The 22,488-nt window shown below is 67.8% G+C and carries 22 protein-coding genes; 6 read left to right on the top strand and 16 right to left on the bottom strand.

Annotated features, from left to right (window positions below):
• Window positions 1–47 precede the first annotated feature (47 nt).
• A complete protein-coding gene (locus ACJYUO_RS02685) occupies window positions 48–1,850 on the bottom strand; it encodes an acyl-CoA carboxylase subunit beta (protein ID WP_494343866.1) in 1,803 nt (600 codons plus the stop codon).
• A 597-nt stretch (window positions 1,851–2,447) separates the two neighbouring features.
• Between ACJYUO_RS02685 and ACJYUO_RS02690 the strand changes: the two genes are divergently transcribed.
• Entirely contained in the window at window positions 2,448–3,551 is a 1,104-nt protein-coding gene (locus tag ACJYUO_RS02690; protein WP_494343867.1) for a hypothetical protein, read from the top strand.
• 80 nt (window positions 3,552–3,631) lie between these two features.
• Window positions 3,632–3,889 carry a DUF8119 family protein gene (locus ACJYUO_RS02695; protein ID WP_494343868.1) on the top strand — a complete coding sequence of 86 codons (258 nt, stop codon included), beginning with the start codon at window positions 3,632–3,634 and terminating at the stop codon, window positions 3,887–3,889.
• Between the two features lie 4 nt (window positions 3,890–3,893).
• Here the strand turns inward: ACJYUO_RS02695 and ACJYUO_RS02700 are convergent, their stop codons facing one another.
• The 13 genes from ACJYUO_RS02700 to ACJYUO_RS02760 form a co-directional block, all read right to left on the bottom strand.
• A complete protein-coding gene (locus ACJYUO_RS02700) occupies window positions 3,894–4,763 on the bottom strand; it encodes a class 1 fructose-bisphosphatase (RefSeq protein ID WP_494343869.1) in 870 nt (289 codons plus the stop codon).
• Between the two features lies 1 nt (window position 4,764).
• The gene (locus tag ACJYUO_RS02705; RefSeq protein WP_494343870.1) at window positions 4,765–5,559 is read right to left on the bottom strand and encodes a class I fructose-bisphosphate aldolase; all 795 of its coding nucleotides are present in this window, start codon (window positions 5,557–5,559) and stop codon (window positions 4,765–4,767) included.
• 177 nt (window positions 5,560–5,736) lie between these two features.
• Window positions 5,737–6,474 (bottom strand): DUF7409 domain-containing protein, encoded by a 738-nt coding sequence (locus ACJYUO_RS02710; protein WP_494343871.1) that lies wholly within the window; start codon window positions 6,472–6,474, stop codon window positions 5,737–5,739.
• A 98-nt stretch (window positions 6,475–6,572) separates the two neighbouring features.
• Complete coding sequence (locus ACJYUO_RS02715) at window positions 6,573–6,908, bottom strand: hypothetical protein (RefSeq protein WP_494343872.1); 336 nt, start codon at window positions 6,906–6,908, stop codon at window positions 6,573–6,575.
• 77 nt (window positions 6,909–6,985) lie between these two features.
• On the bottom strand, window positions 6,986–8,152 hold the full coding sequence (locus tag ACJYUO_RS02720) for an XdhC family protein (protein WP_494343873.1): 1,167 nt from the start codon (window positions 8,150–8,152) through the stop codon (window positions 6,986–6,988).
• The gene (locus ACJYUO_RS02725) at window positions 8,149–9,057 is read right to left on the bottom strand and encodes a Rossmann-like domain-containing protein (protein WP_494343874.1); all 909 of its coding nucleotides are present in this window, start codon (window positions 9,055–9,057) and stop codon (window positions 8,149–8,151) included. Before ACJYUO_RS02725 ends, ACJYUO_RS02720 begins: the two co-directional genes overlap by 4 nt.
• On the bottom strand, window positions 9,054–10,472 hold the full coding sequence (locus ACJYUO_RS02730; protein WP_494343875.1) for a VWA domain-containing protein: 1,419 nt from the start codon (window positions 10,470–10,472) through the stop codon (window positions 9,054–9,056). Before ACJYUO_RS02730 ends, ACJYUO_RS02725 begins: the two co-directional genes overlap by 4 nt.
• The gene (locus ACJYUO_RS02735; protein ID WP_494343876.1) at window positions 10,472–11,431 is read right to left on the bottom strand and encodes an AAA family ATPase; all 960 of its coding nucleotides are present in this window, start codon (window positions 11,429–11,431) and stop codon (window positions 10,472–10,474) included. Before ACJYUO_RS02735 ends, ACJYUO_RS02730 begins: the two co-directional genes overlap by 1 nt.
• The gene (locus ACJYUO_RS02740) at window positions 11,428–12,597 is read right to left on the bottom strand and encodes an XdhC family protein (protein WP_494343877.1); all 1,170 of its coding nucleotides are present in this window, start codon (window positions 12,595–12,597) and stop codon (window positions 11,428–11,430) included. The genes ACJYUO_RS02735 and ACJYUO_RS02740 overlap by 4 nt, the downstream gene beginning before the upstream one ends.
• Window positions 12,598–12,726: 129 nt before the next feature.
• Window positions 12,727–15,210, bottom strand: coding sequence for an aerobic carbon-monoxide dehydrogenase large subunit (locus ACJYUO_RS02745; RefSeq protein WP_494343878.1), 2,484 nt, complete (start codon window positions 15,208–15,210; stop codon window positions 12,727–12,729).
• Window positions 15,207–15,866, bottom strand: a complete 660-nt coding sequence (locus ACJYUO_RS02750) for a (2Fe-2S)-binding protein (protein ID WP_494343879.1) — start codon at window positions 15,864–15,866, stop codon at window positions 15,207–15,209. The genes ACJYUO_RS02745 and ACJYUO_RS02750 overlap by 4 nt, the downstream gene beginning before the upstream one ends.
• Window positions 15,863–16,750 carry an FAD binding domain-containing protein gene (locus ACJYUO_RS02755; protein WP_494343880.1) on the bottom strand — a complete coding sequence of 296 codons (888 nt, stop codon included), beginning with the start codon at window positions 16,748–16,750 and terminating at the stop codon, window positions 15,863–15,865. Before ACJYUO_RS02755 ends, ACJYUO_RS02750 begins: the two co-directional genes overlap by 4 nt.
• The gene (locus tag ACJYUO_RS02760) at window positions 16,747–17,340 is read right to left on the bottom strand and encodes an SRPBCC family protein (protein WP_494343881.1); all 594 of its coding nucleotides are present in this window, start codon (window positions 17,338–17,340) and stop codon (window positions 16,747–16,749) included. The genes ACJYUO_RS02755 and ACJYUO_RS02760 overlap by 4 nt, the downstream gene beginning before the upstream one ends.
• Before the next feature lie 164 nt (window positions 17,341–17,504).
• Between ACJYUO_RS02760 and ACJYUO_RS02765 the strand changes: the two genes are divergently transcribed.
• A complete protein-coding gene (locus ACJYUO_RS02765; protein WP_494344425.1) occupies window positions 17,505–18,734 on the top strand; it encodes a molybdopterin molybdotransferase MoeA in 1,230 nt (409 codons plus the stop codon).
• A complete protein-coding gene (locus ACJYUO_RS02770) occupies window positions 18,731–19,495 on the top strand; it encodes a nucleotidyltransferase family protein (RefSeq protein WP_494343882.1) in 765 nt (254 codons plus the stop codon). Before ACJYUO_RS02765 ends, ACJYUO_RS02770 begins: the two co-directional genes overlap by 4 nt.
• Before the next feature lie 11 nt (window positions 19,496–19,506).
• Here ACJYUO_RS02770 and ACJYUO_RS02775 read toward each other — a convergent pair whose 3' ends face one another.
• Together ACJYUO_RS02775 and ACJYUO_RS02780 are read right to left on the bottom strand one after the other, a co-directional pair.
• On the bottom strand, window positions 19,507–19,659 hold the full coding sequence (locus ACJYUO_RS02775; protein WP_494343883.1) for an AbrB/MazE/SpoVT family DNA-binding domain-containing protein: 153 nt from the start codon (window positions 19,657–19,659) through the stop codon (window positions 19,507–19,509).
• 58 nt (window positions 19,660–19,717) lie between these two features.
• Window positions 19,718–20,011, bottom strand: a complete 294-nt coding sequence (locus ACJYUO_RS02780) for a hypothetical protein (RefSeq protein ID WP_494343884.1) — start codon at window positions 20,009–20,011, stop codon at window positions 19,718–19,720.
• A gap of 137 nt (window positions 20,012–20,148) precedes the next feature.
• Between ACJYUO_RS02780 and ACJYUO_RS02785 the strand changes: the two genes are divergently transcribed.
• Together ACJYUO_RS02785 and ACJYUO_RS02790 are read left to right on the top strand one after the other, a co-directional pair.
• On the top strand, window positions 20,149–21,003 hold the full coding sequence (locus ACJYUO_RS02785) for a 3-hydroxyacyl-CoA dehydrogenase family protein (RefSeq protein ID WP_494343885.1): 855 nt from the start codon (window positions 20,149–20,151) through the stop codon (window positions 21,001–21,003).
• 152 nt (window positions 21,004–21,155) lie between these two features.
• Entirely contained in the window at window positions 21,156–22,445 is a 1,290-nt protein-coding gene (locus ACJYUO_RS02790; RefSeq protein WP_494343886.1) for a hypothetical protein, read from the top strand.
• The last annotated feature ends 43 nt before the right edge of the window (window positions 22,446–22,488 follow it).

The following is a 22,488-nucleotide window of genomic DNA, read 5'->3' on the forward strand; positions in this document are numbered from 1 at the left end:
ACAGACCAGAACCGTAAGGACGGATCACGTTGCCGCCGGCCGCGCAGTTAGAGAATCGTGCCGTGTTTCTTGTCGGGCAGCGACTTCTCGATGTCGGCATAGAAATCGAAGCGAGCGGCCAGTTCTTCGCGCAGCGCGCTCGGCGGGACGATCTCGTCGATGACGACCTCGCTGGCCATCCGGTGGATATCGATGTCTTCGCGGTACTCCTCGCGGAGTTCTCGTTCCATCCGTTCGCGCTCGTCGAGGTCGTCGATCTCGGCGAGCTTGCGGGCGTAGACGGCGTTGATCGCGGCCTCGGGCCCCATAATCGCGATCTCGCCGGAGGGGAGCCCGATCACGCTCTCGGGGTCGTAGGCGGGCCCGCCCATCGCGTAGATACCCGCGCCGTAGGCCTTGCGGACGACGACGGTCTGTTTCGGGACCGTGGCCGAGGAGGTCGCGTAGATCATCCGCTTGCCCTGCTCTAAGATGCCGTCTTTCTCGACCTGCGAGCCGGCCATGAAGCCGGGCGTGTCACAGAGGTAGAGTAAGGGAATGTTGAACGCGTCCGACTTCCAGATGAACTCCGCGGCCTTCTCGGCCGCGTCGGGGAAAATCGCCCCGGCGCGGTGGGCGGGCTGGTTGGCGACGATACCGACCGGCCGGCCGTCGATCCGGGCGTAGGCCGTGACGATTTCGGGGCCGTAATCGGGGCGTAACTCGAAGTACGAACCCGCATCGACGATGCGGTCGATAACGTCTGTCATGTCGTACCCCTTGTTCGGTTGCTGGGGGACGATGGCGTCGATGCCCGCCGGCGACTTCGCGGGCGCGGTCGGCTCCCGTTTCGGCGGTTTCTCGTCGGCGTTGTCGGGTAAGTAGGTGATCAACTGAGCCACGAGCTCGCGGGCATGTTCCTCGTCGTCGGCGATCAGGTCCGCAGAGCCCGATTCGCGCATGTGGACCTGCGGGCCGCCGAGTTCCTGCAGATCGATATCCTCGCCGGTGACCATCTGGACCATCCGCGGAGACGCAATCGCCATCGCAGACATTCCCTCGACCATGATCGTGAAGTCCGCGAATACTGGCGTGTAGGCCGCGCCGGCGATCGAAGGTCCGTAGAGCACACAGATCTGTGGCACCCGCCCGGAGAGCATCGAGTGGTTGTAGTAGTACTTCCCGATCCCCTCGCGATTGGCGAAGAAGCCGGTCTGCTGGTCGATCCGGCCGCCCGAGGAATCCATCAGGTAGAACACCGGATTCCCGGTCTTGAGCGCCCGCTGTTGCATCCTGAGGAACTTCTCGACGCCTTTGGCGGCCATACTGCCGCGCTTGACCGTGTAGTCGTTCGCCATGACGTGGACATCCCGCCCCTCGAAGGTCGCCGCGGCCGTGATCAGCCCATCCGCCGGCAGCCGGTCGTCGGTGTCCTCGTCAGTGTTCGCCCCGCTCGAGTGCCAGTCGTCGAACGCCGCGAACTTGCCGTCCTCGAATCGCAGTTCGCTGTCTTCGCCGGAAAACCACAGCTCGAGCCGATCGCGGACGAACAGTTTCCCCTCCTCGGAAAGCTGTGCTCTGTACTTCTCGGGGCCGCCCTCGAGGATGTCCGCGATTTCGTCCCGCAGTCGCTGCTCGCGCTCGGTCGGACCGAGATCACCGCCGTCGGACTCGTGACCCGCCACACCGGCCGTGGCCGCCGCTTTCTCGTCGGTTGGGTCGCCGGGCTCGCCGTCGATCTCGTGGACCGCCGTCGGTTCGGCATCGTCGCCGCAGTAGACCTCGACCGTCTCGCCGACGTGATCGGCCAGCGCGGCCGCGATCGCCGCAGCCTCCTCGTCGTCGGCACCGGCCGCGATACGAACTCGCATGCTTCTGCCTGTGTCGGGCGACCTGATACCGTTTTCCCCGATTCGCGATCGCTCGAGCGGGCCGACCCGTTGGCTCGCGGGCACAGCCACGGAGATAAAACGGAGAGAGCGGTCCGCACCGGAGAGCGCGGCTGATCGCGGCGCTCGCCGCGAGGGCATGAGGAGGGTGTGCCCTCGCGGCCGGCACGAACCGAGCGAGAGGTGCGTTCTGCCTCCGCGGTCACCAGCACGGAGACAACGCGTACTGAACGGCCGCGTGATACGAGCGCTCGCGTTCAGTCGTGCAGCTATTATATAGTGGTATTGCCAGCGGAAATGGCCGGCTCCTGTGGACGGATCGCCGATTCCGAGAGCCGGTAGAAGGCCGTGGAAACGACCGTCTACCGGGAATGCTACCTTCGGCGGCAGCTGCAGGCAGAACCCCTTTCGTCAATTTTGCCGTTGGTTTCGACGGTTACCGATCCCGTGTCCGTGAACAGACGATTTGGCGGAACGGGGCGCATAGCGACCGGCGATCAGGATTTGGGTCCGTCGACAGCCGACTCCGGGCGTCTCGTCCAGCGACTTGCGACACTTCGCGACCGACTCGAGTCGGGAATGGACCGGCGAGAGTTCCTGCGAACTGTCGTCAGCGGCGGGTTCGCAGTCGGCATGGCCCAGTGGCTCGGCGTCAACGACTTCCTCGCGGCCGACGACGGCGAGGTCCCCGTCGTCACCGCCCTCGTCAGGGACGACCCGGACGATCCGTGGTCGATCCGGGAGCGAACGCGCCACGTCCCCGCAGAGTGGTACGCCGCCGTCGAGACGGCCTTCGAGGTCAACGATCTGCTGGCCCGCCGCGCCTTCACCGGCTACCTCGGGAGTGCGGTCATCCCCGGTAGCTACGAGAGCGGGACCGCCACGGTCTCCGTCGGTCTCTCGAGCGACGGCCACTCCCTGCGACAGTTACTCAACGAGCTCGCGGCGGGGATCGACATCAACTCCGAGACGATCATCGATATCGGCGACATCCAAGACGACGCCGAGCCCAGAGAGCCGCGAATCGCCGATCTGACCGCGGACGGCCGCGTCCCCAGCGGCGTCGCCTGCGAGACGGCCTCGAGCATGGCAACGCTCGGGCCGGCGCTGTACCACCCTGACGACCAGCGACGGTTCTTCGTGACGGCGGATCACGCGTTCAGCGACGACCGCGACACGGCCGGCGATTCCCTGTTGTTGCCCCGCGAGGGCGACGAGACGCTCGAGATCGGGACTGTCGCCGACTACCACCCTGTCGATGACATCGCCGCCATTGCCCCCATCGGCCGGATCGAGCCCGCGAGCAGGATCGACGCGCCCTCCCAGCCTCGCGTTCGAGGCCAGTACACTAAGTTCGGCCTCGCCGACCTCGTCGCCCGCGACGAGGAACTCGAGAAGGTCGGCGCTTTGAGCGGTCACACGACGGGCAAAATCCAGGGCGTCGACGCCGTCACCTGCTTTACCGACGAGTTCTGTCGCCGCGGGCAGATCCGCTGGGGCGGCGAGATGGACCTGACCGACGGCGACAGCGGCTCCGTGAGTTACCACCGCGACCCCGAGAGCGAGGACGGCGACGTGCTCGTCGCGGGGTTCAACAACGCCCGCACCTGGTGGCCCGGACAGAGCTACGTCTGGGGCGTCGGTGCCTACCGATTGACCGAGAAACATGGCTATCACTTCTAACCGCCGCGAAATCGACGGCAGGAACCACACCGGGCCGACGAGCCCGCGCGACTCGAGTACCCCGATCGATCCGATCCCAGATGAGTAGTGACACCGCCCGCTCGACGGACGCCAGTCGTGATCGAAGCACCGTCAGCGTCGCCGCACGCGGGCTGCTCAGACTGCTCGGCGACCTGCTCGCGGTCTCGCTGTGGGTTCTCTTTCTGACGCTGCTGTTCCTCGAGACCGCGTGGCCCCCCTGGGCGTTCTACGCGCTGCTCGTCCTCGGCGTCGGGACCTACGTCACCGTGACAGCGGCGTGGGTTCGGAGCGATGGAAACGGAAAGAACGAGAACTGAGCCGCTACGCGAGCGTCGCCTCGAGTCGCTCGATCAGGTCATGGTTGCCGACGTGGACCGGCGTCCGATCGTGTAGCTCGTCGGGTTCGACGGCGAGTAACGACTGCGTACCGTCCGAGGAGCGACCGCCGGCTTGCTCGACGACGTAGCCGATCGGGTTCCCCTCGAACTGCAGCCGGAGCTTGCCTTCGGGCCGGGACTCGAGGGCCGGATAGCCGAAGGTACCGCCGTAGGTGAGCACCTGATTGACGTCGCCGATCAGCGCGCCGCCGTAGCGGAGCTTGAGTTCGGACTCGATCTCGCGGGCGTACTCGCGGAAGTCGGCGGGCCAGTCGGGCACGCGGCCGCCGAAGCCGTAGACGACCGGCTCCGCGGGGAGGGTTACGTCGCGGTCGACGACCGTTCGCTCGCCGCCGGAGAGTTCGTACTCGGTGACGGTCTCCTCGGTGGCGATCACCATCGTCGTGATCGGCCCGTAGAGGACGAAGCCGGCGGCGACGAGGGTCTCACCGCGAGCCGGGAGGGCGGCGTCGTAGACGCCGAAGATCGTCCCCATCGTGTTGTTGGACTTGAGATTCGAGGAGCCGTCGAGCGGGTCCACCGCGACCGCATAGCTGTCCGACGACGAGGGATCGGCCCCGCAGTCGACGACCTCGGCACGCTCCTCGCTTGCGTACTGGCCGACGCCGTCGATCTCGGCGAGTCGGTCGCCGAGCAAGTCGTCGGCCCAGACGTCGGCTTCGGCCTGGGTTTCGCCGCTGGGATTTTCCTCGTCGACGGTTCCGCGGCGGCCGATCAGTCCCTGCCGAATCTCGGTCGCCGAGCGACTGATCGTCGCCACGACGGTCTCGACGACTGGATCGGACACCGTCATCCTATTCGGCGGCCTCGAGTGCGGCGTCGGCGGTGGCCTCCTCGTAGATGACCTCCTCGAGCGCGTCGAGGATCGTGGTCGGGTTCTCGCGCTGCCAGACGTTGCGGCCGACGGCGAGGCCGCTCGCGCCGGCGGTGACCGCGGCCTCGACGGTCGAGCAGAAGTCGTAGTCGGAGGTCTTCGAGCCGCCGCTCATGACGACTTTCATGTCGCCCGCGGCCTTGCAGGCGTGTTCCATAGCGTCGGTGCTGCCGGGGTACTTGACCTTCGCAATGTCGGCACCGACCTCGAGTGCGATGCGGGTCGCATAGGAGATGGTACTCGGCTTGGTGTCGTTTTTGAGCCCCTGTCCGCGCGGATAGGACCACATGACGACGGGGAGGTCGTACTCGCGGGCCTTCTCCTGGACGCGGCGGAACTCCTCGTACATCTCGACCTCGTGGTTCGAGCCGCTGTAGACGGTAAAACCGACCGCGTCGGCACCGATCTCGGCCGCGTAGTCGACCGAGCAGTTGATCGCGGAGTCGGGCTCGCCCATCCACATGTTCGAGGTCCCGTTGAGCTTCACCAGGAGGTTGACGTCGTCCTCGTAGCTCGGGTAGTAGCCCTCTGCGATCCCCTTCTGGACGGCAATCGAGGTGACCGCGTCGTGGGTCGCCGTTTCGAAGACGGTCGACGGATCGAGTTTCTCCGGTACCTCCTCGAAGTCGACGGGCCCGTGCTCTAACCCGTGGTCCATCGCGAGAATCAGTGACTTGCCGTCGCGAACGATCGGAGAGTCGTCGATCGGAATCATCTGTTAGACGGTCCAACAGGCCGCTATAAATCTCTGATGGTCCGTATTATCGAAATTGAGTATACAAGTAGTAAGTCGGCCGATTTTCGCCGGTCGATCGGTGTACCGAACTGAACCCTCTCGGTTCGAAAACCGCGCTCGTCGCGGTCAGAGAAAGCGCCTCGAGTCGGCGGGAACTCAGTCGCGGAGCAGTTCGCGCGCGTTGTGTCGCCACGTCCGCACGTGTAAGACGTTCAGATCGAGGACGCCGGCGACGGCCATCGCGTCGATCGTCGCCAGCCGCTCCGCCGAGCGGACGCCGGCCTCGGCCAGCGTGTCGGCGTCGTCGGGTCCGACACCCGTGACCGCCGTGGCCGGCGTCGGCTTCGGATACGGCCGCTCCGAGGGCCGCTCTCGGCCGACTGAGATCGGTCCCGAGTGCTCGTACTCGAAGGCCTGCCAGTCCTCGTCCCCGCTGACGGCGATCCACTCGCGTTCGGCGTCGCCGAGGCCGCGCACCTCGTCCGAGCGCCGGTCGAGGTCGCCGTTACTTTCGAACGACCACGGCAGCGAATACCGTCGACGGAGGGTGTCAGCGATCGGTTCCTCGACGCCTCGATCCAGCAACATCCGGTAGGAATACTCCTTGTCCGCGATCGTCTCCGGGTCGATATCGACCGCCTCGAGGGCCTCGCGCTCGTCGAGTTCGATCGCCGCATCCGTCTCCGGCTCCGGCGTTCCGTCGGGGTCTTCGTCCGCGTCGGCCGGCTCGAGCCGGTCCCGCTCGTCGAACTCGAGTTCGACCCGGTCAGCGTCGCGGGTCGAGTCACTGATTTCGGTTACGTCGACCCTGATCCCGATATCGACGACGCCGGCTTTGTCGCTCTCGCCGGCTGTCTCCGCCCTCTCATCGGCCGCGATGTGTTTTTCGCTCACGCGATCACCGGGTCTGTCTGCAACTCACATTCACCGACCTTGAAGGTTTCCTCGTGATACGCCTGTCGTTGTCCCTCTCCCGTCTCAGTCGGGAGCCGTCAGATGACCGCGATCACGAGAACTGCGAGGACCACGAGCGCGAACGCGACGGCCGCGATCCGGCGGTTCGACCGGCACTGTCCGTCGGTGCCGGGCTCGAACTCGAGCCTGCGGCGCTCAGTACTCGCCGGTTTTCCGTCCACAGGCGACGCTGACGGGGACGGGGAAACGGTCTCGAGCGTTCGCGCGACCTCCAGACAGCCCTGACAGCAAAACGAGCCCGCGACGGTCGGCTCGGCGACTGGCCGTGCGGAGACGGGAAGCGAACACAGCGAACACGTCGCCCTCGAGTCGGGGTCGCCCTCGGCGTCGGCGGCGTGATCGTCACAGTCCATAGCGATCAGTCGGCCAGTCGGGCCGCCGAGGCGACGCCCAACGCGATCCGGCCCTGCAGCGGCCGGGGAGGACCGCGCTACTGCGACGGGACATCGCCCTCGGACGCGACGGTCACGCGGTCGTGGATGTGTCCCTCGCGGCTCCGCAGGTGCCGCGGCGTCCGATCGTTAGAGACCGCGAGCACCTCCGCGACGATGCTGTGTGCGATCTGGTAGGGAGAGCCGCCGCCGAGGTCGAGTCCGATCGGAGTGTACAGCGACGACAGCGCCTCCTCGTCGAACGTCCGGCCCTCGTCTGCAAAGGCCTCGAGCATCTCCTCGAACCGCTCGTGGGGCCCCATCAGGCCGACGTAGGGAACGGACGAGTCGAGCAGGGTCTCGATCGTCAGCCGGTCGTCGACGAAATTGTGGGTCATGACGACCGCGTAGGTGCTGCTGTCGAGAGTGAGGTCCTCGTTGATACTCCCCGGTGAGGTCGTCAGCGTTTCGTCGGCATCGGGAAACCGCGCCGCGAGGTCGACGCCCCCGCGGAAGCCGACGACGGTGACCCGGAAGTCGTTCTTCGCGGCCAGTTCCGTGACCGGGCCTACGTCGTGGCCCGAGCCGAACACGATCAGGTCCGACGGGGCCGCGAGGCCGTCGACGAACACCTCGAGTCGGCCCTCGCCCGACTCGATCTCGAGGATGTCCGCGCGGCCGCGCCCGGCGAGTTCGGCTGCCGGATCCGAGAGGTCTTCGGGCCACGCCGTCGCCGGCTCACCGTCCGGGGTCGTGAGGACGCCCTCGTCGGGGCGATAGTACGCGCGGTCCCCCCGTTCCAGCGCCCCGTTCCCCTCGAGTACGGTGAGAACCGCGACGTTCCGCCCGTCCGCGAACGCCTCGACGGCCGGGCGGTAGGCGTCAGTCAACGGCTCCAGCAGGACGTCGATGATCCCGTTGCAGCCGACGCCGAGCCCCCAGACGTCCTCGTCGTCCTCCATCAAGTCGTAGGTCACCAGTTCCGGCCGGCCGCTCTCGCGGACCGAGCCGGCCGCCGCGAGCAGTTCGTCCTCGAGACAGCCGGCCGTGATGGAGCCGACGCCCTCGCCGGCCTCGTCGAGGAGCATCTTCGCCCCCGGCCGCCGGTAGGCGTTCCCCTCGACGTCGACGATCGTCGCGAGGACGTCCGTCCCGTCGGCCGCGAGTCGCTCGTGAATTCGCTGTACCACCTCGGTCTCCGGTACGCTCCAGTTGCTTCGTGTCATTGGTTCCGTAGCTGCTGTAAACCCGCTGTCGCCCCGTTTACCGCGTACCCCTTCCGAACGCCGGCGTCGTGCAGGTCCGTCCCGCACGCGCCGGCCCGAACCGCCTCGCGGACTCCGTCGTGGTCGGTCACCGACGCTCCGGCCACCACGTCGACCCCCGCGTCGAACGCCGGTCCAGGTAGCATCGACGCCGTCGCCCCAATCAGGACCACGGTCGACGATTCCGGGGCAGCCTCGAGAGACGCCTCGAGCCCACCGTAGACGAACGCGGAACCGGTGACGAAGACCACGTCGGCGTCGGCCATCGCCGCCGTCGCGTCGGCCGGCCGGAACGTCGACACGCGGACGCCGTCGGGCGCGGCCACCGGTCCCACGTCCCGCCGTTCGATGACGCGAACGTCGACGTCCGCGAACTTTCGAAACGCCGGCCGGAAGAGCCCGACCGTCGCGATCACGTCGACGGCGGGGTCCAGCAGGGCCATCGGATCGCCCGCCTCCCAATCGACGAGCGGGGCCGATAGCGCGTTGACCGCCGCGACGCCGATCGCGGTCTCGAGCAGCGGCCGCTGTTCCGCATCGCTGGCACCGGCCGCACCGTCCGCCCCGGCCGCCGAGTCGCCCGCCGGCCGCGTCGCCCACTCGAGCAGCGTTTCGAGGGCGAACTCGTCGGTCGATCCGTCGAAGTCGACCGGCTCCCCGCCGTCGCCGGATGGGCGGTGAGCGAGCCCGGCGCTCCGTCGGTCCGTCGCGGTCGACTCGTCGTCGACCGAATCGATCGCGGGACCGACGCTCGTTTCGACCATGACCGCCGCCTCGCCGACCGTGACGCGCTCGACGGCCGCCCCCTCGAGCGCCCCCATCGAGCGGAGGCGGTCGACGACGGCCGGGAGGATCGGCTCGGTCATTCCGCATCACCGCCGTCGGCGTCGGCCTCGAGCCGGCGCGGATCGTGTTCGAATCCGATCGGCCCGTCGAGCCCGCGGCGCTCGAGCTGTCGCGCGGCCTCGGCGAGGTCAGCGGGCTCCGCGAAGCCGAACAGGCCGTCGACGTAGGGCAGGCAGGTCGCCATCCCCCGCGATCGGGGCTCGTAGGCCGGCGAGACCGCCAGCGGATTGAGCCAGACGACCGCGTCGGCCCGCCGGGCCAGCCAGGTGACCCCGTCCTCGAGGGTCTCCGGGTCGCCGACGTCGAGGCCGTCACTGACCACGACGACGACGGTCCGGCGGTCCACCGCGTGGGGGTGGCGTCGCCGGAGCGTCTCGAAGGCGTCGCCGATCCGCGTGCCGCCGCCCCACTCGATCTCGGCCTCGCGGAGCGCCGCGGCCGGATCGCCCTCAGCCCGTTCGAAGTGGTCGGTCGCGTCGACGAGGTTCGTATCGAAGAGGAAGACCGAGCCCGTTCGCGCGGTCCCCTGTAACCGCTCCGCGACGGCCAACAGCGTCTCGCGGTCGACCGTATCGAGGACGGAACCGCTGACGTCGATCAACAGACAACAGCGGAGTTCGCTTGGGACCGGTTCGCGCGTCGGCAGCTCCATCGCGGTCCCGCCAGTGCCGAGGCTCGTCCGGAGCGCCCGCCGGGCGTCGACGCGGTCGCCGCTCTCGGCCGACCGGGTGCGCCGTCCCGGGATCGTCGCGAGCGCGGCGACGAATCGATCGATCGCCGTTTCCTCGCTTTCGGAGAGCGACACACCGTCGGCCGCGACCGGCTCGCGCCGGCCGACGGCGCTGTACCGGCGCGCAGAATCGTCACCGGCATCGGTCGCCCGGTCACCGGTGGCGTGCCGCCGGCCGGTCGAAATCCTGACATTGACGCGCTCGGGCCCCTCGCTCGAGTCCGGCGTCGACGCTTCGGTATCGGTCAGCAGGTCGGCGTCGGGAGATTCCGACTCGAGGTCCGCAGCCGCGGCCGACCCGTCGTCGCCGTCGGTCGCGGCGCTCCCCTCGTGGGTCGCGATCCGGTCGAGGCCGGTCCGCAACCGGTGCCAGAACGTCGGGAACTCCTCCTCGAAGACTGCGACGTCGTCGGCCCCGGTCAGTAGCGTCGCTCGCAGCGCGTCCGCGGCGGGTTCGCGATCGGCGAGCCCGACCACGGCAAGGGCCCGCGCCGCCTCGAGGGTGCCGTCGGCCGCCACCCCAACTCCCTCTTTGCGGAGCCGTCCGACGAAGCGAACGAGCTCCGTCAGGACGTGCTTCCGAGCGCCCTCGAAATCGGGGATACCGTCGCCGCTCGCTCGCTCGAGTCCCCCTCCCTCGCCGCGCTCGCCGTCGGCTCGCGGGCCGTCGTCGCGAGGGGCCGAGGGGTTCCGATTCGGGGTCATTAGTCGGTGGCTTCGATCCGATCGTCGGCCGCGGCAGCGGCCGCTTCCAGGCGTTCCAGCAGCTCGGTATCGATGCGAGAGACGTCCTCGACTTCCTTGAGGAGACAGCCGATTGTCCGCTCGATCTCGTTGGTCGAGAGCGACCGCGGCTCGCCGTCGGCCCGGAGCGCGGCGACCGCCCGCGCCCAGTCGAGCGTCTCGGCGACGCCCGGCTGCTTGAGAAAGGACTCCTCGCGGAGGCGCTCGACGACCGCACAGACCTCGGCCGCGATCGCCGCGTCGAGTTCGGGTACCTTGCGGGAGACGATCTCGTACTCCGTCTCGAACGACGGCGGCTCGACGTGCAGGTACAGACACCGCCGCTTGAGCGCGTCGCTCAACCCGCGGGTCCGGTTCGACGTGAGGACGACGATCGGTGGGTTCTCGGCGCTGACCGTCCCCAGTTCCGGGATCGACACCTGAAAGTCCGAGAGCAACTCGAGCAAGAAGGCCTCGAACGCCTCGTCGGCTCGGTCGATCTCGTCGATCAGTAGGACCGGAGAGCGGTCGTCGCTGGCGGTGAGCGCGCGCAGGAGCGGCCGCTCGAGCAGGTACTCGTCGCCAAAGACGGAGCCGCCCTCCCGGCCCTCGGATCCAGCGCCGACGGTGCCTTCGTCTGATTGGACCGCGAGCAACTGCTTCGTGTAGTTCCACTCGTAGAGGGCGTTCTCGGCGGTGAGCCCCTCGTAACACTGGAGTCGGATCAGCTCCGTGTCGAACCCCTCGGCGAGGACCTTGCCGAGTTTGGTCTTCCCGCTGCCCGGCGGGCCCTCGACCAGCAGCGGCCGCCCGAGCTGTAAGGCGAGCTGGACGGTCGTGACCACGCGGTCGTCCGCGACGTAGTTCTGGGCCTCGAACCGCTCCCGAAGGGCTGATTCGGAGGGCGAGTCGACCGGAAGCGCCGGCGTCTTGCCCGTCATACCGATTCCACCGCCCCGTCCTCTGTCGTCTCGAGGTACTCTGCGGGCTCGTTTCGGAAGGAGTCGGCACAGCCGGGACAGCAGAAGTAGTAGGTCCGCCCCCCGTGAGCGACGTTCGGCGCGTCGGTCGGATCGACCGTCATTCCGCAGACGGGATCGGTCGCCGGCTCGTCCTCGGCGTCGGCTCCCTCGGTCTCCGCAGCCGAGCCGTCGGCGGTCGACTCGTCGGCTACGCCCGCGGTTGCGTCCGCATCGGCAGCGGCATTTTCGGCCGGGCCGGCGCTCGAGTCACCCGCGGACGCGGGGGTCGCCTCGGCGGTCGCCCGTGCCTCGATCAGTTCGGCCAAGAGACTCACCGCGATCTCCGGCCCGCTGGTGGCCGAGACGTCGACGCCGGCCGGGTTCGTGATCGCCGCGCGAACCGCCTCCGGATCGCGATCGACGAGTCCGGCGGCCCGTTCGGCGACCGCTTCGGCCCGGGTGTCGCTTGCGACGAGGCCGACATACGGCGCGTCCGCGAGGACGCCGGCCGCGATGCCGCGGGCGTCGTACTCGCCCATCGAAGCTGCGACCACGAACGGCCCCGCGCCGACCGCGTCGGCGATCTCGTCGGGCTCGAGCGTCGACAGGACCGTCGTCCCGTCCGGGAACTCTTCCTCGGCCGCGTCGGGGTCGACGACGGTCACGTCCAACTCGAGTTCGGGTGCCAGTCTCGCCAGCGACCGCGCGATCGGCGACCCGCCAACGACGAGCAGCCGGGTCGCCGGGACCACTGGTTCGACGAACACCTCGAGGGTCCCCTCGCTGTGACAGCGCATCGGAAACGCGTCGACCCCGGGTCGGTCGACGGCGTCTGGGTCGGGCGCGAGGGCGATCAGCCGCGGCTCGCCGTCGGCGATGGCCGCCTGCGCCTGCTCGACGACCCGCGACTGGGCGCAGGCCGCGCCGCCGATCCAGCCCCGCAGATCGCCGTCGCTCGTGACGAGCGCGCGGTCGCCGACGGTCGCCGAGACTGGCGGCTCGCGCCGGACGACGGTCGCCCGAGCGAACGGCACCTCGCGCTCCCGTAGCGTGCGCTCTCTCGCCTCGAGGTCGCGCTCGGTCAGCGTGTCCTCTCGATGGCTGGTCGATTCGTCCTCGGCGTTCGGTGGTGTGTCTGCCGTCATTTCGGTGATGTCATATCCGCGTCGGTGCCCGCGGTTCGGGCGGAAGGCGGCCGGGTTCGACCGAGCCGGCCACCCCCTTCCTGTGGCCGGTCGGCGTGGTGGCTGTCCGTGGGTCGCTTTCGGCTCGAGTCAGTCGTCGGCCGTACTGTCACTGCGTTGGTCGTCGAACTCGAGGGCGATGTTGTCGGCGGGGTCCATCGCCAGTCCAGCCTCGTCGAGGTTCTCCCAGACGGTGTCGGGCGTCATGGGCATCTCGACGTGGCTGATCCCGCCGTGGGACATCGCGTCGACGACGGCGTTGACGATCGCCGGCGGCGAGCCGACGGTCGGCGACTCGCCGACGCCTTTCGCCCCGATCGGGTGGTGGGGAGAGGGCGTGACGGTGTGGCCCGTCTCGAACTCGGGGATCTCCATGGACGTCGGCAGCAGGTAGTTCATGAAGTCCCCGCCGGTGACGTTGCCGTTGTCGTCGAACGTGACGTGTTCGAGCATCGCCGTCCCGATTCCCTGGGCGAGACCCCCGTGGATCTGGCCCTCGATGATCATCGGGTTGATGCGGTTGCCACAATCGTCGACCGCGACGAACTTCTCGAACTCGACCTCGCCGGTCTCGCGGTCGACCTCCACGACCACGATGTAGGAGCCGAACGGATAGGTCATCTCCGGCGGATCGTAGTAGTTGATCGCCTCGAGGCCGGGTTCTTCGCTCTTCGGATGGTTCATATACGCGCCGGCGGCGATCTCGGTGATCGAGATCGAGCGGTCGGGCGCGCCGGCGACGTGGAACTGGCCGCTCTCGCGGTCCCAGTCGATGTCCTCCTCGGCGGCCTCGAGTTCGTTGGCCGCGATCGCTTTGGCCTTCTCGCGCACTTTGCGAGAGGCGACGGCTGCGGCCGCGCCGGCGACCGGCGTGCTCCGCGAGCCGTAGGTCCCGAGACCGTAGGGGTCGGTGTCGGTGTCGCCGTGTTCGACGGTGATGTCGTCGACGTCCATCCCGAGTTCCTCGGCGACGATCTGTGCGAAGGTGGTCTCGTGGCCCTGTCCCTGCGTCTGGACGCCGACCCGCACCGTCGCGTTCCCGGTCGGGTGGACCCGGATCTCGGCGGAGTCGAACATCTCGACGCCTGCGATGTCACAGGACTGTCCGGGGCCGGCCCCGACGACTTCGGTAAACGAGGAGACGCCGATGCCGAGCAGTTTGTCGGCGTCCTCTTCGATCCGGCGCTGCTGTTCCTCGCGGTAGTCGTCGTAGTCGGCCATCTCGAGGGCCAAATCCAGCGCCCCTTCGTAGTCGCCGGAGTCGTAGTTCCACCCCGTCGCGCTCTCGTAGGGGAACTGCTCGGGCTGGATGAAGTTCTTCCGCCGGATCTCCGCGGGGTCCATCTCGAGTTCGTCCGCGAGGACTTTCACCATCCGCTCGATGAGATAGACCGCCTCGGTCACGCGGAACGAGCAGCGATAGGCCACCCCGCCCGGTGCGGTGTTGGTGTAGGCCGCCGTCAGCGTCCCGTAGGCCGTGTCGACGTCGTAGGAGCCGGTGAAGATGTTGAAAAACCCGGCGGGGAACTTCGAGGGCTGGGCGACCGCGTTGAACGCGCCGTGGTCGGCCAGCACGTCCGTTCGGACCGCCTGGATCTCGCCGTCCTCGGTCGCGGCGAGTTCGCCGGTCATGTCGTAGTCGCGGGCGAACCCGGTCGACTGGATGTTCTCCGAGCGCTCCTCGACCCACTTGACCGGTTCCTCTAAGACGTACGACGCCGCCGCGGCGACGACGTAGCCGGGGTAGATCGGCACCTTGTTGCCGAAGCCGCCCCCGACGTCCGGGCTGACGATCCGGATCTTGTGCTCGGGGATCCCCGAAACCTGCGCGAACAGCGTCCGGTGGATGTGGGGTGCCTGCGAGGTCATGTGGACCGTCAGCTTGTCCTTGCCGGGGTCGTAGTCCCCGACCGCCCCGCAGGTCTCGATCGGCGCGGGGTGGAGCCGCTGGTAGAGCATGTCCTCCTTGACCGTGACGTCGGCCTCTTCGAACGCCTTCGCCGTGGCCTCCTCGTCGCCGGTCTCCCAGTCGAGGCAGTGGTTGTCCTCCTTGCCCTCGATGTCGTCTCTGATCACCGGGGCGTCGTCCTCGAGCGCGTTGTCCGCCCCGATGACCGGGTCGAGCACGTCGTAGTCGACGACGACCTTCTCGGCCCCGTCTTTGGCCGTGTAGCGGTCGGTCGCGATGACGGCGGCGACTTCCTGGGACTGGAACTTGACCTTGTCGTTGACCAGGACGTCCTGGGTATCGTCCATCAGCGTCGGCATCGTCGCCAGGTCGTGCTCGAGTAAGTCCTCGGCGGTGAGGACGGCGACGACGCCGTCGACATCCAGCGCGCGGGACTTGTCGATGTCCTCGATGCGGGCGTGGGCGTGGGGACTGCGAACGATCTCGCAGTGGAGCATTCCCGGCTTCTTGATGTCGTCGACGTAGTTGCCCCGCCCGGTGATGAAGCGCTGGTCCTCCTTTCGTTTGACCTCTTCGCCCATGCCGCCGCGGCCGTGCCCGCAGTGTTTCTCGGGCTGTGGGCCACCGTCTTCGGCCTCCGCGAACCGTTCGGAATCGCTGCTCATTCGCTGTCACCTCCGGAATCCAGATCGTGGTCCTGGGTCGTCGACGGGCCGCCACAGCAGTTCTCGACGCCGCAGTCGAACCCGCCGTCCTCGTCGGTCAGCTCGGCCGGTGCGATCGTCGAGCCGTCGGCGTCCGTGACGACGCCGCCGTCCGCGGCGGCGATCTCGCTCTCCTCGAGTTCCTCGGCGGCGTACTCGATCGAGCGGACGATGTTTTGGTAGCCGGTACACCGACAGAGGTTCCCGCTGATCGACTCGCGGATCTCCTCCTCGCTGGGGTCCGGATTCTCGTCGAGCAAGGCCTTGCCCGACATGATCATTCCGGGCGTACAGTACCCGCACTGGAGGCCGTGTTCCTCGCGGAAGCCCTCCTGCAGCGGGTGCAGGTCGTCGCCGGCCTCGGGGAGGTCCTCCATACCCTCGACGGTCATGAGTTCGCACCCGTCGGCCTGGGTCGCGAACATCAGACAGGACTTGATCGGCTCGCCGTCCTTGAGGACCGTACAGGCCCCGCAGTTGCCGGTGTCACACCCGATGTGGGTCCCGGTCAGGTCCAGTTCCTCTCTGATCGCGTGGACGAGCAACTGTCGCGGCTCGACCTCGATCTCGTGTTCCGTGCCGTTTACCGTCAGCGTGATCTCTCTCGTGTCCGTCACTGTGATACCCTCCGTTTGGTAAGTCCGGCCCGCTCGGCGGCGTCGCCCAGCGCCCGCTGGGTGAGGACGTTTACCATCCGTTCCTTGTAGCCGGCGTCGCCGTGTTCGTCCGATTCAGGGTTCGACTGCTCGGCCGCCAGCTCGCCGGCGCGTTTGAAGACCTCGCTGCCGGGACGCTCGCCCTCGAGGTGGTCCTCGGCGTCGGTCGCCCGGACGTTCGTGATGTCGACGGCGGTGAGTCCGATGTTCGCGTTCTCGATCCGACCGTCATCGTCGAGCACGAGCCGCGCGGCCGAGCCGGCCATCGCGTAGTCGCCGACCTTCCGTTTGAGCTTGTGGTAGGCGCTGCCCTCGCAGGGGGCCGGCGTCGGGACTCGAATCTCGGTGATGAGTTCGTTCTCGTCGAGGGTCGTGTCGTAGGGCAGGAGGAAGAAATCCTCTGCCGGGACGACCCGTTCCCCGTCCGGCCCCTGTGCGACGACCTCGCCCTCGTGGGCCAGCAGGACGCTGCCCCAGTCGCCTTTCGGATCCGCCTGCGCGATCGCGCCGGCGACGGTCCCGCGATTGCGGATCTGCGGGTCCGCGACCAGCGGGGCCGTGTCCGCGAAGCTGCCGTACTCTTCCTCGATCAGGGACGATTCCTCGACATCCGCGTGGCGTGCAAGCGCGCCGATCCGAAGCCAGCCGTCTTCCTCTTCGAGGTAATCCAGACCCTCGATGCAGTTGATATCGATGACCGTCTCCGGGACGGCGAGGCGAAACCGGAGCATCGGGACCATGCTCTGGCCCCCGGCCAGGATCGCTCGATCGTCGAGGCTCTCGAGCAGGCTCACGGCCTCCTCGACGGTCGCGGGCTCGTGGGTCTCGAACTGGGCCGGTTTCATAGCATCCCGCGGATCCGGTCCGTGATGCCCGAATCCGTCTCCTCGACGTCGCTCATCTGGCGCTCGATGTCGCTGAAGAAGTTGTTCACGATCTTATTGGCAACGGGGTTGATGACCCGCGAGCCGAGCTGGGCGATGCGCCCCGAGATGTCGGCCTCGGTCCACCACTCGATGCGCGAGCCCTCGCCGTCCTCGAGGGGATGGATCTGCATCCCCGACTCCATGCTGAAGCTACTGCCGCTTGCGGTCCCGCTCCCGGTCGCGGTCATGATGAAGTTCTCCTCGTCTCGTTCCTCGATCGTCACCGTGGTCTCGAACCGGGGTTTGACGCTGCCGACGCCGACTTGCATCAGCGCGGCGTACTCCTGGCCTTCGACGAACGCGCGCGCTGCAACGTCCTCCGGATCGGCCTCGGGTAGCGTCTCGGCGTCCTCGTCGGCCTCGTAGTCGTCGTAGCTGAAGTCCTCATCCATCGGGGTGATGTACTGACAGCCCTTCAGCGAATTCCGTACCGCGATCGGGTCCGAGAGGACGACCCAGGCTTTCTCCGGCGGGACGTCCTCGAGTTCGAACTCGCCGTCGAACTCCATTATGACCACCCGCTCCAGCGTCGCGATCGTCGATTATCGGTCGGCGTCATCTTTTATAACCCTGCACTATGTGCATACTATTTACCACAGTATATGATATCCCGTACCACACAAATAAACATTAGTGTTAGTCAACGAACCCGTTCGCAGACTCAATTACGATGATGACGGCCGAGAAACCACACGACGGCGACGATCTGATCGAGCTCGATGCGGCCGCCGACCGCGTTCGCGGGCTGCGAGCGGAACGGCTGGCGTCACTCGAGTCCGAACGCGTCTCTCTCGAGGCGTCGGCCGGCCGCACACTCGCGGAGCCGATCCGTGCGCCGGTCGACGTTCCGGCGCGGAGTCACGCGACGATGGACGGCTTCGCGTTCGACGCGACCGACGAGTACCCCCTCGAGGTCGTCGACGAATCGGTCTACCCGGAGGACGAGCCGCCGGCACTCGAGGCCGGGACGGCGGTTCGGATCGCGACCGGCGCGCCGCTGCCCCCGGCGGCGAACGCAGTGCTCAAACGCGAGGAGGCGACCGTCGAGGACGGCCGGCTCACGGGGACGGTGCTCGAGCCGGGGACCTACGTCTACGAGCGCGGGAGCAACGTCGGCGAGGGCGACCAGTTGTTCGACGCGGGCGAGCGCCTCGGCGCGAAAGACGCGCTGTTGTTGGGGGACCTCGAGATCGACGAGGTCGCCGTTCGCGAGCGCGTGTCCGTCGGGTTGCTGGCGACCGGAACGGAGATTCACGAGGGCCGACACCGGGACCTCGACTCGCCGATGCTGGCCGGACTCGTCCGCGGGTGGGGCCACGACGTGACGTACGAGGGATCGGTCCCCGACGAGAACGACCGCGTCGAATCCCGAATCGCGGAACTCGCCCGCGAACACGACGTCGTCGTCACGACCGGGGGGACGAGCGTCGGCGACAAGGACTACGTCATCCGCACGCTCGCCTCGCTCGGCGAGGTCCTGTTCCATCGCGTCCGCCTGCGTCCGGGCAAACCGATCGCCGTCGCGCGGCTTCCCGACCACGACGCGGTGGCGATCGCCGTCCCCGGGAAACCGGTCGGCGCGTATCTGGTGACCGCCCTCGTCACCCGATCGTTCTTTACCGGTGACCAGTCACTGCCGACCGTCTCCGCTCGGGTGGCCCGCGACGTCGGCATCGCTACCCCTGGGTTCACCTACGCGATTCCCGTTACGCTCGAGGACGGCGTCGCGATGCCGCTCGGTCACGCCGACTCCGCGCTCCCGATCTACGAGGAGACGTTCGACCCAAGCGTCCTCTCCTCGAGTACGCGCGCGAGCCGCGCCGATGGGTTCGTGCTGACGAGAGAGGGACTCGCGGCCGACGAGACCGTCGACATCGTCCCGGCGACGGCGCTCGAGCGATGACCGGCGGCGGACCCGATGATGGACCGGGGGTCGAATCCGGTGCCGATCAGGGAGACCCGGAACCGACGGGGGACTCGGGTCAATCCCAAGGCTCCGACCTGCCGGTCGTCGACGCAGCCGCCCTCGCCCGCGACGCCGGATCGAGTACGGATCGCGAGAGCGTCGGCGACTCGAGCCGGGAGTCACCGGCGGTGGCCGGCGTCCTGCTCGCGGCTGGCACGAGCAGCCGCTTCGGCGTGGAAAACAAGCTGCTGGCGACGGTCGACGGCGAGCCCATCGTCCGTCACGCGGCACGCACCCTCGTCGAAAGCGGGCTCGAGCCGGTCGTCGTCGTCCTCGGGCATGAGGCCGACCGAGTCCGGGATACGCTCGCGGGGCTTCCGGTCGAGACGGTCGTCAACGAGGCCTACGACACCGGGCAGGCGTCGTCGCTCCGGGCGGGTATCGAGAGCCTTCGTCGCCACGACGCTGAGCCCGACGCCGCCATCGTCGCACTCGGGGACATGCCGTTCGTCTCGCCGGAAACAGTCGACACGCTGGTGACCGCCTACACCGCGGACGCGGGCGACGCGGTCGCGCCGGCGTTCGAGGGCGACCGCGGCAACCCGGTGCTGTTCGACGCGCGCTTTTTCGCGCCGCTGACCGATGTCGACGGCGATATCGGCGGTCGGGAGATCCTGCTCGAGCACGACGCAAGCGTGCTCGTCGCCGTCGACGATCCCGGCGTGCGCCGCGATGTCGACGTTCCCGACGACGTGTGACCGAGTTCGAACTACGCTGACTCGAGTTTCTTGACGACGATCTTGCCGTCTTCGACGTGCCACTCGATCCGGTCGCCTTCGCCGACATCGAGGAAGTTTCGCACTGGTTTCGGCACCGTAGTCAGGTTCTTTTCGGAGACCTTCGTATCCGTAAGCGTACCCATCGGCGTGGCGTACAGCCCTAGTCGGTACATAGCTTTCGCTATGGCACAGAATAGTCGATCAGCCGCTCGAGCGCCAGCGGTGTGCGCCGCCGTCCGAGGCTTTGGTGAAGTCTAAATCGTACCGATCGGACTCGATGAGTACCGGCCCCGGGACGTAGGCGTCGTCGGCCCCGCCGACTGACTCGAGGAGGTTTCGGTCGTCCATCGTCGAGAGCACGTCCCGAACCGTTCCTTCGCGACCGGGAATCAGGTTCGCCTCTTTCATCACGCCGTCGACATCGACCCGCCCCTCGAGAAAGGCCAGCCGGATCGCCGCCACCCACGCCGGTTCTCGCTTCGTCTCCCGACACATGACGGGTACCTCACGGGGAAGGCTGTTATAGTTTCTGACGGGAATCTGCAAGCTAGACGAGGCGTCTACGCCCGTATCGATCGGGCGGAGCGGCGACCACCGCCAGCCTTACGCCGGTCTTCGGCCTACTATGTGCTATGGTTCGCGAGCAGATCGACCGGATCGGCGTCGTCGGCGCGGGGACGATGGGCAGCGGCATCGCACAGGTCGCGGCGACGAACGGCTACGATGTCGTGATGCGCGATATCGAACGGGGGTTCGTCGAAAACGGGTTCGACACCATCGACGACAGCCTCGGACGGCTCGACTCCCGCGGCGACCTCGCGGAGGAGCCCGCGACGATCCGCGACCGAATCGAGGGAACGACGGTTCTCGACGATCTCGGGGACTGCGACCTCGTCGTCGAGGCCGCCCTCGAGGAACTGAGCGTCAAGCAGGAGGTCTTCGCGGACCTCGAGCGAGTCTGTGACGAGGACATCCTGCTGGCGACGAACACGAGCACGCTCTCGATCACCTCGATCGCCGCGACCCTCGAGGCCCCCGAGCGCGTGATTGGGCTCCACTTCATGAACCCGGTGCCGATCATGGAGGGCGTCGAGGTCGTCGTCGGCGAGAAGACGACCGAGGCGGCGACCGAGCTGGCCCACCGCATCGCCGAGGACCTCGAGAAGACGACGTGGGAGGCCGACGACAAGCCCGGCTTCGTCACCAACCGCATCCTGATGCCCTGGATCAATGAGGGGATCCGCGCCTACGACGAGGGCGTCGCTTCAAAGGCGGACATCGACCGCGGGATGGAACTCGGCACCAACGTCCCGATGGGGCCGCTTACCCTCGCCGATCACATCGGGCTGGACGTCTGTCTCCACGCCTCCGAAACGCTCCACGAGGAACTGGGCGACCGATACAAGCCAGCCTACCTCCTCAAGCGGAAGGTCGAGGCCGGCGACCTCGGGAAGAAGACGGGGACGGGCTTCTACGACTACGAGTAATGGGGTTCGCGCAGCCACCCCGATCGAGATGCGTGCTCTCCTGTGCCGACGCAGATGTCCGATAGCCGGCTGTCACGCAATCACTCTCGAGCGTTCGACGACACTTCAACAAAGCCTAATTTATTTACAATTGATACGCGTACTCGGGACCGATGCGAACCGCCCGACTCGCGCTCCTCGCCCTCTGCTGTAGCCTCGTCGCGCTCGGCGGTATCGCCGCCGTCGCGGGCGCACCCCCGCCGACGCAGATCTGTGGGGTCTGTGGCCCGCACATCGCGAACGATGCCGAGATCGACGGTGCGACCGAACCCGGCACGCTCGACATCTACATCGATGACACCGGTGACTCGCTGTGGCAGGCTCGCGTTCCGGTCAACTCCTCGGCCGCCGAGCGATACCGGACCAACGACACCGCCCTCGAGGCCGCGGTCGACGGCGCGTGGGCGCGCTCCCACGCGGCTGACGGCGACGGTCGCACGGCCGACTCGAGCCTCGAGGGCGAGACGGTGGTCGTGAACTACACCGTCGACGACGTTGCGACTCGCGGCGTCGGCGACGCGTGGCTCGTCGATTACTTCGCCGTAGGCACGTCGAACACCCGGTACGGAATCGCGGCCAAACGGGTGACGATCCACACGCCCGAGGGCACCGAAATCACGAACCGCGTCCCTGCCGCCGAAGTCGACGGGAACAACGCGACGTGGACGGCCGAGACCGGGTTCGACAGGCAGACGTACGTCACCTACGGCAACGGCGGCGTCCCCGGCACGGCGACCGGTTACGCCACGATCGGACTCGAGACCGGCCCGACGGCGATCGACCACGGCGTAAGCGGCGGTCTCTTCCCCGGGCTCTTGCTCGGACTCGTCGGCGTCGCGATCGGTCGAATCGACTGGGGGATCGATGCCGTCGACGCCGCGATGCTCGAGCGGTTGATCGTCGCCGTCGGTGCCGTCGGGGCGGTCGGCTTCCTCGTCGTCGGCGTGGCCGCGACCAGTGCCGGCCCAGCGCCGGGTGCCGTCGCGCTGGCCGCGCTCGGGGCTGGCTACGCTCTGCTGGGAAGCGCAGCGCGCCGTTTCGGGGACGGGCTCGAGACCCGGGGGCTGGTCGGGCTGTCGATCCTCGTGACGGTCGCCGCCGCGGGGGTGACCCTCCTGTTGACCGGCCCGCCGGTGTACGCGTTCCCGCTCTGTTTCGGCGCGGCGACCGCGCTCTGTCTTCCGATCGGGTACGCCGCCGAACGCGGGCGGTTCCCGATCGCGCTCGTCGCAGTCGTTGTGCTCGCACCGATCGTCGCAATCGCGAGCATCGCACCCGTCTCTCTGTTTGGGTACGGGCCGGCCGTCTACGGCCTCTTACTCCTGCCGTGGGTCGGGAGCGTCGCCGCCTTCGGCTACCCGCTCGCACTGCTCGGCCGACGGTTGGCTCTCGGGGTCGAGTGAACGCCCGTTGTCGGTAAATCGCACTCGAGAACGAACAGACAGA

This window comes from Natrinema sp. CRL1 (assembly GCF_059162405.1).